This window comes from Streptomyces sp. NPDC013157 (assembly GCF_042899865.1).
GTDB lineage: Bacteria > Actinomycetota > Actinomycetes > Streptomycetales > Streptomycetaceae > Streptomyces.
The window spans coordinates 561971-574911 of sequence record NZ_JBIBAK010000001.1 but is presented as its reverse complement, the minus strand read 5'-3'; the positions used below and the strand labels follow the sequence as shown (position 1 = coordinate 574911).

The window sequence follows — 12941 nt, the reverse complement described above, 5'->3', positions numbered from 1 at the left end:
CTCACCGCTTCCCGGGCGGGCGCCGGCTCTCGGGGAGGACGTCGTCGTGCCCGGACAGCAGCTGCTGCAGCAGGTGCTCGTCCTGTTCGGACAGTTCCGAGACGAAGCGGGCCAGCACCGCCTGACGGTCGGAGCCGCCCGTCAGCAGGGAGTGCATGCGCTGGGCGGTGTGCGACGCCTCGTCGCGGGCCGGTTCGTAGGCATAGCCACGGCCCTCGCGGTGCCGTACCAGCATGCCCTTGTCATGCAGCCGGGACAGGATGGTGAGTACGGTCGTGTAGGCAAGGTCGCCCGGCAGCTGTTCCCGGACTTCCCGCGCGGTCCGCGGACCGCCCGCAGCCCAGAGCGCGGCGAGTACATCGCTCTCCAGCTGGCCGCGCGCCCGCCTGCCGGATGCCTCGTGGGCTTCCTCGTCTCCTTGGCCCGTCACCCCACCGTCCGCCTTCCCTCGCGTCGTCGCGTACAGGCTACCCGCCCATGTCCTACTTGTTGTAGGACGTGCCCATGCGGGAGACCGCCAGGGCGTCACCTCTCCCGTCCCGCCCGACGGCCCGGCGACATGTGAGATACCGGACGATTCCCGAACGGCTACTACGTCACGTAGAGGCAGGGCGTACCGTGGGGGCGTCGCGGGAAGCGGGCAGCCTTCCGGTCCGTGCCTGTGGTCGTCCAGTACGCGGGACCGCCCAGAAAACTGAGAACTGTCGCTGGAGTACCTGGGGTCGGCCTGTGGCTTTCATTGTGGTGTGTGAGGATGACGCGGCGGTCCGTGACGTGCTCAAGCGTGCGCTCGAGCACGACGGCCATACGGTCGCCGTCGCTTCCACCGCGGACAGCCTGCTGCGGCGACTTGAGCCGCTCCCTCACCTGGTCGTCCTGGATCTGGGGCTCCCGGACGCCGATGGCCGCGATGTCTGCTTGGCGCTGCGGGCCCGTGGCGTCGATGCCCCGGTGCTGATGCTCACCGCTCTGGACGGCATGCATCACAAGGTGGGCGGCTTCGAGGCGGGAGCCGACGACTACATGACGAAACCGTTCGACATCCCGGAGTTGCTGGTGAGGGTCCGCGCCCTGCTGCGCAGAACAACCGCGACGACCCCACCGAGGGGCGTCGTTCTCGATCCGGCGAGACATGTCGTGACCCACGGTTCGACGAGCGAGAGCCTGACGCCGACCGAGTTCCGTCTGCTGGGCAGGCTCATCGCCTCGCAGGGCGACGCGGTACGCCGCCACGCCCTCGTCGCCGCGGGCTGGCCGCACGGCGCGCAGGTCAGCGACAACACCCTTGACTCCTTCGTTCGCCGGCTACGGACGAAACTCGGTGCGCTGGGCGTGGCCGATCGCCTGGCGACGGTCCGCGGGGTGGGCTATCGATGGGAGTGACGGGCTTCCGCGGGAGGGTCGTCGCGCTGGCGGTTCTGATCGCGACAGCGGTGGTCGCCGTGCTCGTGGTGGTCTCGCACGTGCTGCTGAGCCAGGTGACCGACGCCGACGCGAACGCTCTGGCGCACACACGTGCGGAGGCCGTGGCGGCGAACGTAGCCGTACACGGTGGCCACGTCGTGCTGATCGAGGGCGGCAACGAAGCGCTGGACACGGTCTCGTGGGTGTACGCCGACGGGCACCTCATCGACGGAATCGTGCCGGGCAGCGTCCTCGACCGCGTTGACGCACTCGTCGGCTCCGGAAAGTCCCAGACCACCACGGTCGGCGGGCACCTGCTGTACGCCCAGCCGATCCGGCTGGAAGGCCACCACGTCATGGTGGTCGTGCGGGTGGATCTGACGCCGTACGAGACGTCGGAGCAGCGCAGCCTGACGATGTCGCTCATGCTGGGCGGCATCGCGATCCTGCTCGCCGGCGTCGTCGCGCACCTCGTGGTGGGCCGTGCGCTGCGGGTCGTCCACGAAATGGCCGCTCTCGCCGACGACTGGGGCGATCACGAACCCGGGCGCCGATTCGACCTCGGGGTTCCGCGGGATGAATTCGGGGAGCTCGGGCGGACTCTCGATCGCCTGCTCGACCGTGTGGACAACGCGCTCGCGGACGAGCGCCGGCTCACCGACGAGATCGCCCACGAGCTGCGGACGCCCCTGACGGCCCTGCGGGGCGAGGCACAGCTGGCGCAGCTCTCCGGTCACCAGGTGGCACCGGAGTCCGTTCTGACCGAGGTCGACCGCCTGAACACGGCGATCACGACGATTCTGGGTGCCGCCCGGACACGGATCGACGGCGGTTCCCGCTGCGATCTCAGGGCGGCGGCGCGACAGGCGATCGCCGGTCGCTCCATCGAACTCGCCGTCCCGACCGACGTCGACGTCGCCGTGGCGACCGAACTCGTCGTGGCAGTGCTGTCACCTCTGTTGGAGAACGGCCTGCGGCATGCGAGTTCGCGCGTCTGGGTCACGGGGCGCGTCCAGCCTCAGGGCGTCGTGATCGATGTCCTCGACGACGGCCCGGGGTTCGATCCGGCAGAGGTCGACCGGGTCTTCGAAGCGGGCGTGACCAGCGGCGACGGGCACGGGCTGGGGCTGGCCGTGGTCAAGCGTCTCGCCGCGTCCGCGGGAGTGGCGGTCCGTGCGATCGCGGATGGCCACGGTCGCGTCGAGGTGACCTTCCCCACGGCGGAGGCGGTCGCGTAGTCAGGTTGTGTGCAGGTTGGCCGGGCCAGCCTCGGCGCATGACTACGACGAGCGAAGCCCGCACACGCCGCAGTGGGCGGCTGATGCTGAACAAGGTTCCCGAGGTCACCGTCTGGTTCTGGGTGATCAAGATCCTGTGCACGACCGTCGGCGAGAGCTTCGCCGACTGGATCAACATGAAGCTGGGCGTCGGCCTGGTGAACACGGCCTGGATCTTCACCGCGGTGTTCGTCGTGGTCCTGGGCGTCCAGCTGCGGCTGAAGCGGTACGTGCCGTTCCCGTACTGGCTGACCGTGGTCGTTGTCAGTGTCACGGGCACGCTGTACACCGACATCCTGACCGACCAGCTCAACGTACCGCTGTGGATCAGCACCACGGTGTTCTCGGTCCTGCTCGCCGTGGTCTTCGGCGCGTGGTGGCTGCGCGAGCGCACCCTTTCGATCCACTCGGTCAACACGCTGCCGCGTGAGTCGTTCTACTGGCTCACCGTTCTCGTCACCTTCGCGCTCGGCACCGCGACCGGCGACTGGACCCTCGAGCTCACCGGCTGGAGCCCGGGCGTCTCGGTCCTGCTGCCACTCGGCCTCATCGCGGCGATCATGCTGCTGTGGAGGTTCGGCGCGAACCCGGTGCTGTCCTTCTGGCTCGCCTACATCCTGACCCGCCCGCTGGGCGCCAACATCGGCGACTGGCTCGCCTCCCCGAAGGTCGCCCAGCCGGGCGAGCCGACCGGTCTCGCGCTGGGCACCTTCACCACCAGCCTGATCTTCCTCGGCCTGATCCTGGCGACCGTCATCTACCTGACGGTGACGCGCTCCGACGTGACCGAGACCTACGACGCCACGCACACCCCGCAGATCACCGCCGACCCCCGAAGGGAGCGCGTCGCGCTGGCGGGCTTCGGCCTCCTCGCCGTCGCCACCGTGGGCCTGCTGGTCTGGGCGCACAGCCGGCCGCACGTCGGCCCGGCGCCGGAGGAGGACGCCACCTCCACCGTTCACCTCGCCCCCGGCCAGGCCGTGAAGAAGTTCCCGGCCGCGAAGGTCGACGCGCTGAAGGCACTCGCATCGACCTCGCTCAAGGACGCACAGTCGGGGAACGCGACCGGCGCCCACGCGGCCGCCCAGTCCCTGCGAGACCTCTGGGATGCCGACCAAGCGACGCTGCAGCCGCTGGACAACACCGGCTGGACGTTCCTCGACGCCCAGATGGACCAGGTCCTGAAGACCTTCGGCATCGACCACTCCAACGCGCCGATGCCGGCGGCGCAGCAGGAGGCTGAACTCAACACCCTCCTCACAGACATGCGCTGACGGACCTGATCGGCGGCGACTCCGCTGGAGTCGCCGCCGTGACAAGGCCGTGGCCGGGACGCGCGGACTTCGGCCACCGGCTGTCCGCGGTCCTGTTCGCCCTCGTCATCGGCGCGGTCGCCCTCGCGCAGCCGCAGCACATCGCGCGCCACGCCGCCTGAACAGGGGCGGGGCAGACGTTCAGGAGGTGTTGAGGCCGACGCTGCCAAGGTCGTTGATCGCGATCGCGTCGCCGCGGTCGCCCACGTGGCACGGCGCTCGCCCCCAAAGCCGGGCGAGCGCCGTGCCGTGCGACCACACAAGGAGCCCCCCACCTTGCAGCAGCCGAACGACCTCACCGATCCCGACGTCGCGAGCACGACGAAATCGGTGATGAAGAAACTGCCCGAGGTCACCCTCGCCTTCTGGATCATGAAGATCGCGGCCACGACCCTGGGCGAGACGGCCGGCGACCTCTTCTCCCAGACCCTGAAGCTGGGTTACTTCCTCACCACGATCGCGCTGTTCCTGGTCTTCGTGGTGACCCTCGTCGTCCAGCTCGGGTCCCGCCGCTACAACCCCTTCTTCTACTGGACGGTCATCCTGTCGACCAGCATGGCCGGCACCACGATGTCCGACTTCATGAACCGCGACGCCAGCACCAGGTACCTGTCCGGCGGCGCCACCTCACTCGGCTGGGGGCCACAGGGCCTCGGTCTCGGTTATCCCGTCGGCGCGGCGATCCTCATCTCGATCCTGCTGGTCATCTTCGCCGTCTGGAGGCTGAGCGGGATGACCTTCCGGATCCGTGACATCGTCACCTTCCGCGGCGAGGCCCTGTTCTGGTCGGCGATCCTCGTCTCCAACACGCTCGGCACCTCCATGGGCGACTTCCTGTCCGACAGCTCGGGCCTCGGCTACGCGGGCGGCGCGCTGCTGGTGACCGGGGTGCTCGCCGTACTGGTCGCCCTGATGAAGGTGCCCGTGGTGCCCAACGTCCTGCTGTTCTGGATCGCGTTCGTCCTCACCCGCCCGCTCGGCGCCACCGCGGGCGACTTCCTGACCAAGCCGGTCGCCAAGGGCGGTCTCGACCTGGGTACCCCCGGATCCTCCGCGGTCCTGCTGGCCGTCCTGCTCGGCCTCATGGCCTACGCGCACGTCCAGGAGCACAGGACCCGCGGCGAGCGGGCGTAGCCGACTGACGACAGGTCATGTCACCGGGCCGAGCGGCGGCGGACGCCGGTCACGCCACAGCCGTGACACCGGTTACCAGGCCGACGGTCCGAGCCTGGTCGGCTGCCGGTCCTGGCGCTGCTCGCCCGTCGCCCGGCACTGTGAACCAGCGAGGTGCGCGCCGTCCCGGGGAGCCGCGGGCGGGTTCTCAATCCGGCGGATCAGGCTGCTGTTCCAGCCGGTAGCCGTGGCCCCGCAACGTGGTGATCCGGGGCAGCCGGGACTGCCTCCCCTCCGTCTGCGCCGCCTCGGTGAGTCTGCGGCGCAGGCCCGCCAACGTCACGTCGAGGGTCTTGGTGGAGCCGAACCAGTTCTCGTCCCACACCTCGGCCATCAGCGTCTCGCGCGAGACCGCTTCGCCGACCCGCGCGGCCAGCACCGCGAGCAGGTCGAACTCCTCGGCCCGCAGGGGGACGTCGACGCCGAGCAGCGCGCAGCGGCGGGCCGCCACGTCGACGACCAGATCGCCCAGCCGTACCGGCTCCCGGGCCGGTACGGGCGCCACGCGCCGTCTGAGGTGGGCCCGCAGCCGGGCGAGCAGCACGGTCAGGCTGAACGGCTTGACCAGGTAGTCGTCGGCGCCGGCGTCCAGCCCGGCGACGATGTCGATGTCGTCGGTCCGTGCCGTCAGCACCACGATCAACAGGTCGGGGAGGCGGGCGCGCAGCCGCCGGGCGACGTCCAGGCCGTCCATGTCCGGCAGTCCCAGGTCCAGGTGCAGCAGCGAGCTCTTGCCCGGCCCCGAGGGGCCGACGACCGCGAGCCGGTCCCCGGCCCGGATCTCCAGGTCGGCCCCGTGCACGGCCACGACCGCCTGAGCTCCCCGGCCGAAGGTCAGGGCCGCGTCCGCGCAGCTGACAAGTACCTCATCCGACGGCATCGTCTGCCTCCTCGTGGGCCTGCCGCCGGCTATCGGTGGCCTTCCCGTCCGTCAGGGTGATCACCCGGTCCGCGATACGGACTGCTTCCCGGCTGTGCGTGACGATCAGCACCGCGCACCCCTCCGCGGCCCGCTCCCGCACCATCGAAAGGGCCAACTGCTCTGTCTCGCCGTCGAGTTCACCGGTCGGTTCGTCGGCGAGCAGGACGGCGGGGGAGTTGGCCAGCGCGACGGCGAGCCCGGCCCGGGACAGTAGTTCCCCGGCCGGGACGAGGGCCCTGCGCCCCCGCGCCCGCTGCGGCAGGCGGACGTTGTCGCGCACGCTGAGGTGCGGAAGCAGGTTGCGAGTCCGGAGCAGGACGCCGATGTGCCGGGCCCGCAGCCGGGCGCGCTCGGTCTCGGGGCGATGGCTGATCCGTACGCCGTCGACGTGGACCTCGCCGCCGGAGGGCTCGTCGAGTCCGGCGAGGCACGCCAGCAGGGTCGACCTGCCGGCCCCGGACGGGCCCACGACCGCGACCGTCTCGCCAAACCGGCACCCGGCCACGTTCACCTTGTTCCTTCCCGCCGAAGGGGACGAGACATGAGGCGGGGCCGCCCCGGTGGCTGTCACCCGAGCGGCCCCGTGCCGGTGGTGGTCAGCCGGTCGCCCCTGCCGGGGTCGTGGTGGTCTTGAAGCCCTCCGTCTTGTTGGCCCGGAAGGCGAAGTCGTTGGTGAACGTCTTGCTGAGGTCCACCGCGCCCTTCACGTTCCCGACGAGCTGCTCCGTGGCCAGGGAGGTCTTCGGGCCGCCGGCCGGCATGATGCCGTCGGGGAGGAACTGGCCCTTGTCCTGGGTCAGGGCGGTGATGTAGTCGGCCTTGGTCACCAACTGGTTGGACACGAACGACGTCGGCAGCTTGTTCGCGATGTCGGCCGCGCTGTGCGTGTTGATCCAGTGCATGGTGGCGACGAGTGCGTCGACGACCTTCTGCACCGTGTCCTTGTGGGAGTCGACCCAGTCGGTGCGGGCGAGCACGCCGGCCGCGGGGTAGGCGCCGCCCATCGCCGCCGTGGCGCCCTGCGTGGTGGCCAGGTCGATCGCGGAGCTGCCGACACCCTTCTTCTGGATCGCGGCGACCGTCGGCTGCGTCGTCATCACGCAGTCGACCTTGCCGTTCTGCAGGGCGGCGATGGCGGTGGAGCCCGCGCCGACCCCGATCCGGTGGAACTGGCTGGTCTTGACGCCCTTCTTGGCGGCCAGGAACTGGGTGAGCGTGTCGGTGCCCGAGCCCAGGTCGGTGACGCCGAGGGTCTTGCCCTTGAAGTCGGCACCCGAGGTGACGCCCGACTTCTTGGTGCACATCTCCCGCTCGCCCGGTGCGCCGGACAGCTGGACGACGTCCTCGACCGCCTTGCCCTTCGCCTGGAACTCGATCGTGTGGTTGTACCAGGCGCCCGCCATGTCCACCTGCCCCGAAGCCATGGCCTCCTCGGCGCCGACACCGCCGTCCTGCTCGGTGCTGAGCTGGACGTCGACGCCGTACTTCTTGTAGAAGCCCAGGTTCTGGGCGAGCTGGTAGGGCAGGTAGATCTGCTTGTCGATGCCGCCGACCATGAGCTTGACGGTCGGTGTGGAGCCGGAGCCGCTGCTCGCGTTGGTGCCGGCGGAGTTGCCGGAACAGCCGCTGGCCGCGCCGAGGGCGAGAACGGCGAGGAGAGACGCGGCAACGGTGGCGGGTCGTCTGGACATGGCAGGCCACATTCCTTTTGTGAGGTGGGACAGGGAAGTGCGGGGGAGGGGAGGGAGGGGCCGGGTCAGAGGGCGTTGGATGCCTCGGAGGGGGCCGGCGGTCGCCAGGCCAGCAGCCGGTGCTCGAGCTTGCCGATCACCCACTCGGCGCCGAGCACGATGACCGAGATGACGAGCATCGTGGCGAACACGCCGTTGGGGTCGAAGTTGTTCTGCGCGGTCTTGATGACCAGGCCGAGGCCGCTCTGTGCGCCGAGCACCTCGCCCACCAGCGCGCCGACGATCGCGAAGCCGAAGGCGCTGTGCAGGCTGGCGATGATCCAGGTGAGCGCGGAGGGCACGGTGACGTGCCGGATGATCTGCAGTTGGGAGGCGCCGAGCACCCTGGCGTTGGCGAGGATGTTGCGGTCGACCTCGCGCACGCCCTGGAAGGCGTTGAAGAAGACGATGAAGAACACCAGAACCGCGGCGAGCAGGATCTTCGGCAGCACGCCGATGCCGAACGCGACGATGAAGATCGAGCCGAGGACGATCCGCGGGATCGCGTTGACCATCTTGATGTAGGGGCCGAGGACGTCGGCGAGGAAGCGGCTCTGGCCCAGCGCGACACCGAAGACCACGCCGGTGACTGCCCCGAGGGCGAAGCCGGCGAGCGCCTCCTGGATCGTCGTCCAGATGTTCGCGTAGAAGGATCCGAACTCGGTGCCGTGCCGGAAGAGATCGGCCAGCCGCTTGGCGATGCCGGAGGGCTGCCCGAAGAAGAACGGGTCGACGATGCCCCAGGTGGTGAACGCCTGCCAGCCTCCGATGACCAGGACCGCGAGGCCGACGCGGCCGGCCCAGACCAGGGCGACGCGGCGCCGGCGAGCGCGTTTGGCGGCGGCCCCGGCCGAGAGATGTGCTCCGCCCTCGACGGGAGCGGGGGAAACTTCGGACGCCGTGCTCATGCCGTACCTCCTGCGGTGCGTGCGTAGGCGCGCTCCACCTCCTCGCGCAGCGAGTCCCAGATCTGGTGCTGTAGTTCGATGAAGCGGGGCTGGAAGCGGATCTCCTGCACCGAGCCGCGCGGGCGGGGCAGGTCGATGTCGAAGACCGCCTTGACCGACCCGGGGCTGGAGGTCATGACGACGACCCGGTCGGCGAGCGCCACGGCCTCGTCGAGGTCGTGGGTGATGAAGACGACCGACGGGCGGATCTGCTCCCACAGACCGAGCAGTTCGGTCGACATGATCGCCTTGGTCTGCACGTCCAGTGCGCCGAACGGCTCGTCCATGATGAGAATCCGCGGTTCGTTGATCAGTGCCGCGGCCATGGCCACGCGCTTGCGCATACCGCCGGAGAGCTGGTGCGGGTAGCGGTCCTCGAACCCCGTGAGGCCCACCCGGCGCAGCCAGTCGCGTGCCGACGCCTGGGCCTGCTGCTTGGGCACCCCGCGGAAGACGGGGCCCATCAGCACGTTGCCGAGCACGGTCTTCCAGGGCAGCAGCGCGTCGGCCTGGAACATGAAGCTGACGCCGTCGGTGACACCGTCCACCTCACGGCCACCGACCCTGACCGAGCCCTCGCTGGGCCGGTCGAGCCCGGACACCATGCCCAGCGTCGTCGACTTGCCACAGCCGGTCGGGCCCACCACCGCGCAGAACTGGCCGGGCTCCACCGTGAACGAAACGTCCTGCAGTGCCGTGAACACCTCACCCGCAGGGGTCAGAAATCGTTTGGTGAGCCCTGAAATCTCGACTCGCGCGCTGTCCTGGCCGCCCCTCTCGGCGACCGGGCTCAGCGCGGCATCGTTGCGTGAAGCCATCTGCGGCTGTCTCCTTCCTGACCTCGGGGGTCGGACCTCGGGGGTCGAGGAAGGCAGACGTTAGGGGCCGCCGGGTGTTACGTCGCTGTTTCATCCGTATCCCGCGTTAGCCGTGTAAGCGGGGCTTCTGCTCGTTCTGCTCAGTGAGCGGGGGGTGGGCAGAAGGCCGGGAGCGGGGGCACAATCACGCCACCACGGGCACGGCGCAGAGGCCGCGCCCGGCAGCCGTACGACAGGCGAGAGACACCGGTGAAACCCATCCGTATGCTGCTCGGCCGTGGCGGGAAGGGGCGGCTCTCCGCGCGGATCCTGGCCAACCAGCTGGCCATCCTGGCGCTGACCGGGCTGATCGGTTTCGTGCTGTTCGCCTTCGCGCAGCGGGGCGAGATCGACCGTGCCTACGAGCAGCGGGCCCTCGACATCGCGCAGACGACGGCCGCCGAACCGCAGATCCGGCAGTCCATGCAGTACGGGGGCGGCGGCGACGTGGTGCAGACCGTGGCCGAACGGATCCGCAAGGCGTCAGGGGCGTCGTACGTGGTCGTGCTCGACCTGCGCGGCATCCGCCACTCCCATCCCGACCCGGCGCTGATCGGCGAAGCGACGGGCGATCCCATCGTGGTGCTGGACGGCAGGCCCCAGGTCGGTACCGACCAGGGCGCGACCGGACGTTCCGCCAACGGCAAGGCTCCGCTGTACGGGCCCACCGGCAAGCTGGTCGGCGAGGTCTCCGCGGGCATTCCCGAGCACTATGTGCTGGGCGAACTGTGGCGCGAACTGCCCACCTTCGGCCTGTACAGCGCCATCGCCGTCGCGCTCGGCTCGGCGGCCGCCTTCCTGCTGGCCAGGCGGCTCAAGCGGACGACGTTCGGGCTGGAACTGGAGGAGATCGCCGGTTTGCTGCAGGACCGGGAGGCGATGCTGCACGGTATCCGTGAGGGAGTCGTCGCCTTCGATCCCGACGGCCGGATCACGGTGGTCAACGACGAGGCCCGCGACCTGCTCGGCCTCGGCACCGCGCTCGGCAGCACGCTGGCGGAGGTACTGCCGGACGGGCGGCTGCGCCGTGCCCTGGACGGCACCCTGGCGGGCAGCGACATCAGCGTGCTCACCGACGACCACTGCCTGGTCGTCAACCGGATGCCGGTCGCCCTGCACGGCCGTGAACTGGGCGCGGTGGTCACCGTGCGCGACCGCACCGAACTCATCGGGCTGTTGCGCGAACTGGACTCGGTCCGCGGGCTCACCGACGCGCTGCGCGCCCAGCAGCACGAGTTCACCAACCGTATGCACACGATGGCCGGGCTGCTGGACATCGGCGATCACGACGCCGCCTACGAGTTCGCCGTCGAGACGGCCGGCGCCGACCAGGCGCTGACCGAATCCGTACGGGAACGGATCGGCAACCCGTTGCTCGTGGGACTGATCGTCGCCAAGATCACGGTGGCCGCGGAACGCGGGGTGCGGATCGTCCTCAGCGAGGACTCCGCCCTCGGCGAGGACCCGCCGCATCTGCGCCGGCTGCTGACCATCGTCGGCAACCTGCTGGACAACGCGATCGACGCGTCCGCCTCCGCGTCCGCGACCGGACCGGCCCGGCAGGGCGGTCCGGAGGTGCGGCTGTCGTTGATCGAGGCCGTCGACATGGTACGGGTGGAGGTGGCCGACACCGGGCCGGGCATTCCGCCGGGCACCAGCGAGTCGATCTTCGAGGACGGCTGGTCGACGCGCCCGGACCGGGGGACCGCGCGGCGCGGCCTCGGACTCGCTCTCGTCCACCGGCTGGTGCAGCGGCACGGCGGCACGATCACGGTCAGCGAAGGGCCGGGTGCGGTCTTCACCCTGACGTTGCCGGTACCCGACACCGTCCCGGCCCCGCAGGGCGCCCTGTTCACGACGGCTCCGCCGGTGCCGGTCGGCGCGCGCGACGGTGTGGCCGGCGGTGACCGCTGGTGATCCGTACCCTGGTGGTGGACGACGATTTCCGGGTCAGCCGCGTCCACTGCGACTACGCCTCCCGCGTCAGGGGCTTCGAGGTGGTCGGCCAGGCGGCGACCGTGGCCGCGGCGCTGGACGCCGTACGCGACCTCCACCCGGACCTGCTGCTTCTCGATGTCTTCCTGCCGGACGGCAGCGGACTCGACGTGCTGCGCCGGCTGAGCGGAGACGAGGGCGGCGACCGTCCCGACGCCATCATGATCACCGCCGACCGGGACATCGCCTCGGTGCGGAGCGCGATGAAACTCGGCGCCGTCGGCTACCTGGTCAAACCCTTCGGAGCGCCCGACCTCGCCGAGCGGCTCACCGCCTACCGCGAGCTGCAGCACCGAATGGAGGCTCTCGGGACGGTCCCGGAGACCGACCAGGCCGATGTGGACGCCCTGTTCAGCGCCGCCCGCCCGCCGGCCGTGCCCCGCGTCCCCGCCAAGGGCCACTCCGCGCCGACGCTCGCCCTGCTGCACCAGACCCTGCGCACCACGGACGACGCCCTGTCGGCCGCGGAGGCCGCCGAACGCACCGGGGTCTCCCGTGCCACGGCCCAGCGCTATCTCTCCTACCTCGTCAAGGAGGGCATGGTCCGGCTCGAACTGCGCTACGGAGCCACCGGACGTCCCGAGCACCGTTACCGCGTCGCGCACTGAGCCGGATCAGGGCAGAGCGGTCGGAGTGAGAGCAGGGGCGTCGTGGTCGTCGCGCGGGTGGGACAGGGCGAGGTAGCCGACCAGGGCGGCGCACACCAGCGCGGCGAGGATCGCCGTGGTGCCGAAGCCGACGCCTGTGCCGAGCGGCTTGTCCATGCCGAGCCGGTCGGCGAGTGAGGCGCCGAGGGGGCGGGTGAGGACGTACGAGGCCCAGAAGGCGGCGATGGCGTTGAGTCCGGCGAAGCGGTGCAGCAGCCACGGCACCAGGATCGCCGCGCCGAACAGCAGCGCGGAGTGCACGAACCCGAGGTCGAGGTAGAAGCCGGTGAGGTCGCCGGCGGCGGTGCCCAGGGCGAAGGTGAGCAGCACGGTCAGCCAGTGGAAGACCTCGCGACGGCGCGTGGTGACGGTGTGGATCGACAGCGTGCGCTCGGTCGCGCACCAGGCGGCGAAGCAGCAGGCCAGGGCGATCGCGTAGCCGGTCGTCGTGACCGGCAGGGGTACGTGCAGTCCGATGCGGAAGCAGTCCGCGGCGGCGGCCGAAGACCGCGATCACCGCGACGGTGAACCAGTACGACGCGGGGTGGTACCGCGAGGAACGGAACTGCCACCAGAATGCGCCCACCAGTGCGGCGGCACTCGTCCCGGCGGACAGCCACAGGCTCCACTGGCCGAGAAAGTCGGAGGTGGCCTCACCCATGCCGGTGGTGAGGAC

At 70.3% G+C, this 12941-nt stretch carries 14 protein-coding genes and 1 pseudogene; 7 read left to right on the top strand and 8 right to left on the bottom strand.

The annotated features are described in order from the left end of the window. Window position 1: 1 nt before the first annotated feature. Window positions 2-430 carry a BlaI/MecI/CopY family transcriptional regulator gene (locus ACFY6U_RS02645; RefSeq protein ID WP_390034711.1) on the bottom strand — a complete coding sequence of 143 codons (429 nt, stop codon included), beginning with the start codon at window positions 428-430 and terminating at the stop codon, window positions 2-4. Window positions 431-729: 299 nt separating this feature from the next. Here ACFY6U_RS02645 and ACFY6U_RS02640 point away from each other — a divergent pair, with 299 nt between their 5' ends. The 5 genes from ACFY6U_RS02640 (at window position 730) to ACFY6U_RS02620 (ending at window position 5128) form a co-directional block, all read left to right on the top strand. Beyond that, window positions 730-1383, top strand: a complete 654-nt coding sequence (locus ACFY6U_RS02640; RefSeq protein WP_390034710.1) for a response regulator transcription factor — start codon at window positions 730-732, stop codon at window positions 1381-1383. Continuing rightward, on the top strand, window positions 1374-2642 hold the full coding sequence (locus tag ACFY6U_RS02635; protein ID WP_390034709.1) for a sensor histidine kinase: 1269 nt from the start codon (window positions 1374-1376) through the stop codon (window positions 2640-2642). The genes ACFY6U_RS02640 and ACFY6U_RS02635 overlap by 10 nt, the downstream gene beginning before the upstream one ends. A 38-nt stretch (window positions 2643-2680) precedes the next feature. Next, window positions 2681-3955: a hypothetical protein gene (locus ACFY6U_RS02630; protein WP_390034708.1), complete on the top strand. Its 1275-nt coding sequence runs from the start codon at window positions 2681-2683 to the stop codon at window positions 3953-3955. A gap of 38 nt (window positions 3956-3993) precedes the next feature. After that, entirely contained in the window at window positions 3994-4116 is a 123-nt protein-coding gene (locus ACFY6U_RS02625; protein WP_390034707.1) for a hypothetical protein, read from the top strand. A 154-nt stretch (window positions 4117-4270) separates the two neighbouring features. Next, the gene (locus ACFY6U_RS02620; RefSeq protein ID WP_390034706.1) at window positions 4271-5128 is read left to right on the top strand and encodes a hypothetical protein; all 858 of its coding nucleotides are present in this window, start codon (window positions 4271-4273) and stop codon (window positions 5126-5128) included. 187 nt (window positions 5129-5315) lie between these two features. Here ACFY6U_RS02620 and ACFY6U_RS02615 read toward each other — a convergent pair whose 3' ends face one another. From ACFY6U_RS02615 to ACFY6U_RS02595, 5 genes are all read right to left on the bottom strand, one after another. After that, window positions 5316-6047 carry a winged helix-turn-helix domain-containing protein gene (locus ACFY6U_RS02615; protein WP_390034705.1) on the bottom strand — a complete coding sequence of 244 codons (732 nt, stop codon included), beginning with the start codon at window positions 6045-6047 and terminating at the stop codon, window positions 5316-5318. Then, entirely contained in the window at window positions 6034-6600 is a 567-nt protein-coding gene (locus tag ACFY6U_RS02610) for an ABC transporter ATP-binding protein (RefSeq protein ID WP_390034704.1), read from the bottom strand. Before ACFY6U_RS02610 ends, ACFY6U_RS02615 begins: the two co-directional genes overlap by 14 nt. Window positions 6601-6685: 85 nt before the next feature. After that, entirely contained in the window at window positions 6686-7780 is a 1095-nt protein-coding gene (locus ACFY6U_RS02605; protein WP_390034703.1) for an ABC transporter substrate-binding protein, read from the bottom strand. Between the two features lie 65 nt (window positions 7781-7845). Further along, on the bottom strand, window positions 7846-8727 hold the full coding sequence (locus ACFY6U_RS02600) for an ABC transporter permease (RefSeq protein WP_390034702.1): 882 nt from the start codon (window positions 8725-8727) through the stop codon (window positions 7846-7848). After that, on the bottom strand, window positions 8724-9584 hold the full coding sequence (locus ACFY6U_RS02595; protein WP_390034701.1) for an ABC transporter ATP-binding protein: 861 nt from the start codon (window positions 9582-9584) through the stop codon (window positions 8724-8726). Before ACFY6U_RS02595 ends, ACFY6U_RS02600 begins: the two co-directional genes overlap by 4 nt. A 249-nt stretch (window positions 9585-9833) precedes the next feature. Between ACFY6U_RS02595 and ACFY6U_RS02590 the strand changes: the two genes are divergently transcribed. Next, complete coding sequence (locus ACFY6U_RS02590) at window positions 9834-11540, top strand: ATP-binding protein (RefSeq protein WP_390034700.1); 1707 nt, start codon at window positions 9834-9836, stop codon at window positions 11538-11540. Beyond that, window positions 11537-12226, top strand: coding sequence for a response regulator (locus ACFY6U_RS02585; RefSeq protein ID WP_390034699.1), 690 nt, complete (start codon window positions 11537-11539; stop codon window positions 12224-12226). Before ACFY6U_RS02590 ends, ACFY6U_RS02585 begins: the two co-directional genes overlap by 4 nt. A gap of 6 nt (window positions 12227-12232) precedes the next feature. Here the strand turns inward: ACFY6U_RS02585 and ACFY6U_RS02580 are convergent, their stop codons facing one another. Both ACFY6U_RS02580 and ACFY6U_RS02575 read right to left on the bottom strand, forming a co-directional pair. Continuing rightward, on the bottom strand, window positions 12233-12595 hold the full coding sequence (locus ACFY6U_RS02580; RefSeq protein ID WP_390034698.1) for a hypothetical protein: 363 nt from the start codon (window positions 12593-12595) through the stop codon (window positions 12233-12235). 277 nt (window positions 12596-12872) lie between these two features. After that, window positions 12873-12926 (bottom strand): annotated as a pseudogene (locus tag ACFY6U_RS02575) (hypothetical protein); the annotation flags it as partial. Window positions 12927-12941: the final 15 nt, after the last annotated feature.

Bases quoted from the DNA above. Each gene is read 5' to 3' on its own strand.
- ACFY6U_RS02635 (WP_390034709.1), top strand. From the start codon at position 1,374: ATGGGAGTGACGGGCTTCCGCGGGAGGGTCGTCGCGCTGGCGGTTCTG.
- ACFY6U_RS02630 (WP_390034708.1), top strand. From the start codon at position 2,681: ATGACTACGACGAGCGAAGCCCGCACACGCCGCAGTGGGCGGCTGATG.
- ACFY6U_RS02615 (WP_390034705.1), bottom strand. From the start codon at position 6,047: ATGCCGTCGGATGAGGTACTTGTCAGCTGCGCGGACGCGGCCCTGACC.
- ACFY6U_RS02605 (WP_390034703.1), bottom strand. From the start codon at position 7,780: ATGTCCAGACGACCCGCCACCGTTGCCGCGTCTCTCCTCGCCGTTCTC.
- ACFY6U_RS02600 (WP_390034702.1), bottom strand. From the start codon at position 8,727: ATGAGCACGGCGTCCGAAGTTTCCCCCGCTCCCGTCGAGGGCGGAGCA.
- ACFY6U_RS02595 (WP_390034701.1), bottom strand. From the start codon at position 9,584: ATGGCTTCACGCAACGATGCCGCGCTGAGCCCGGTCGCCGAGAGGGGC.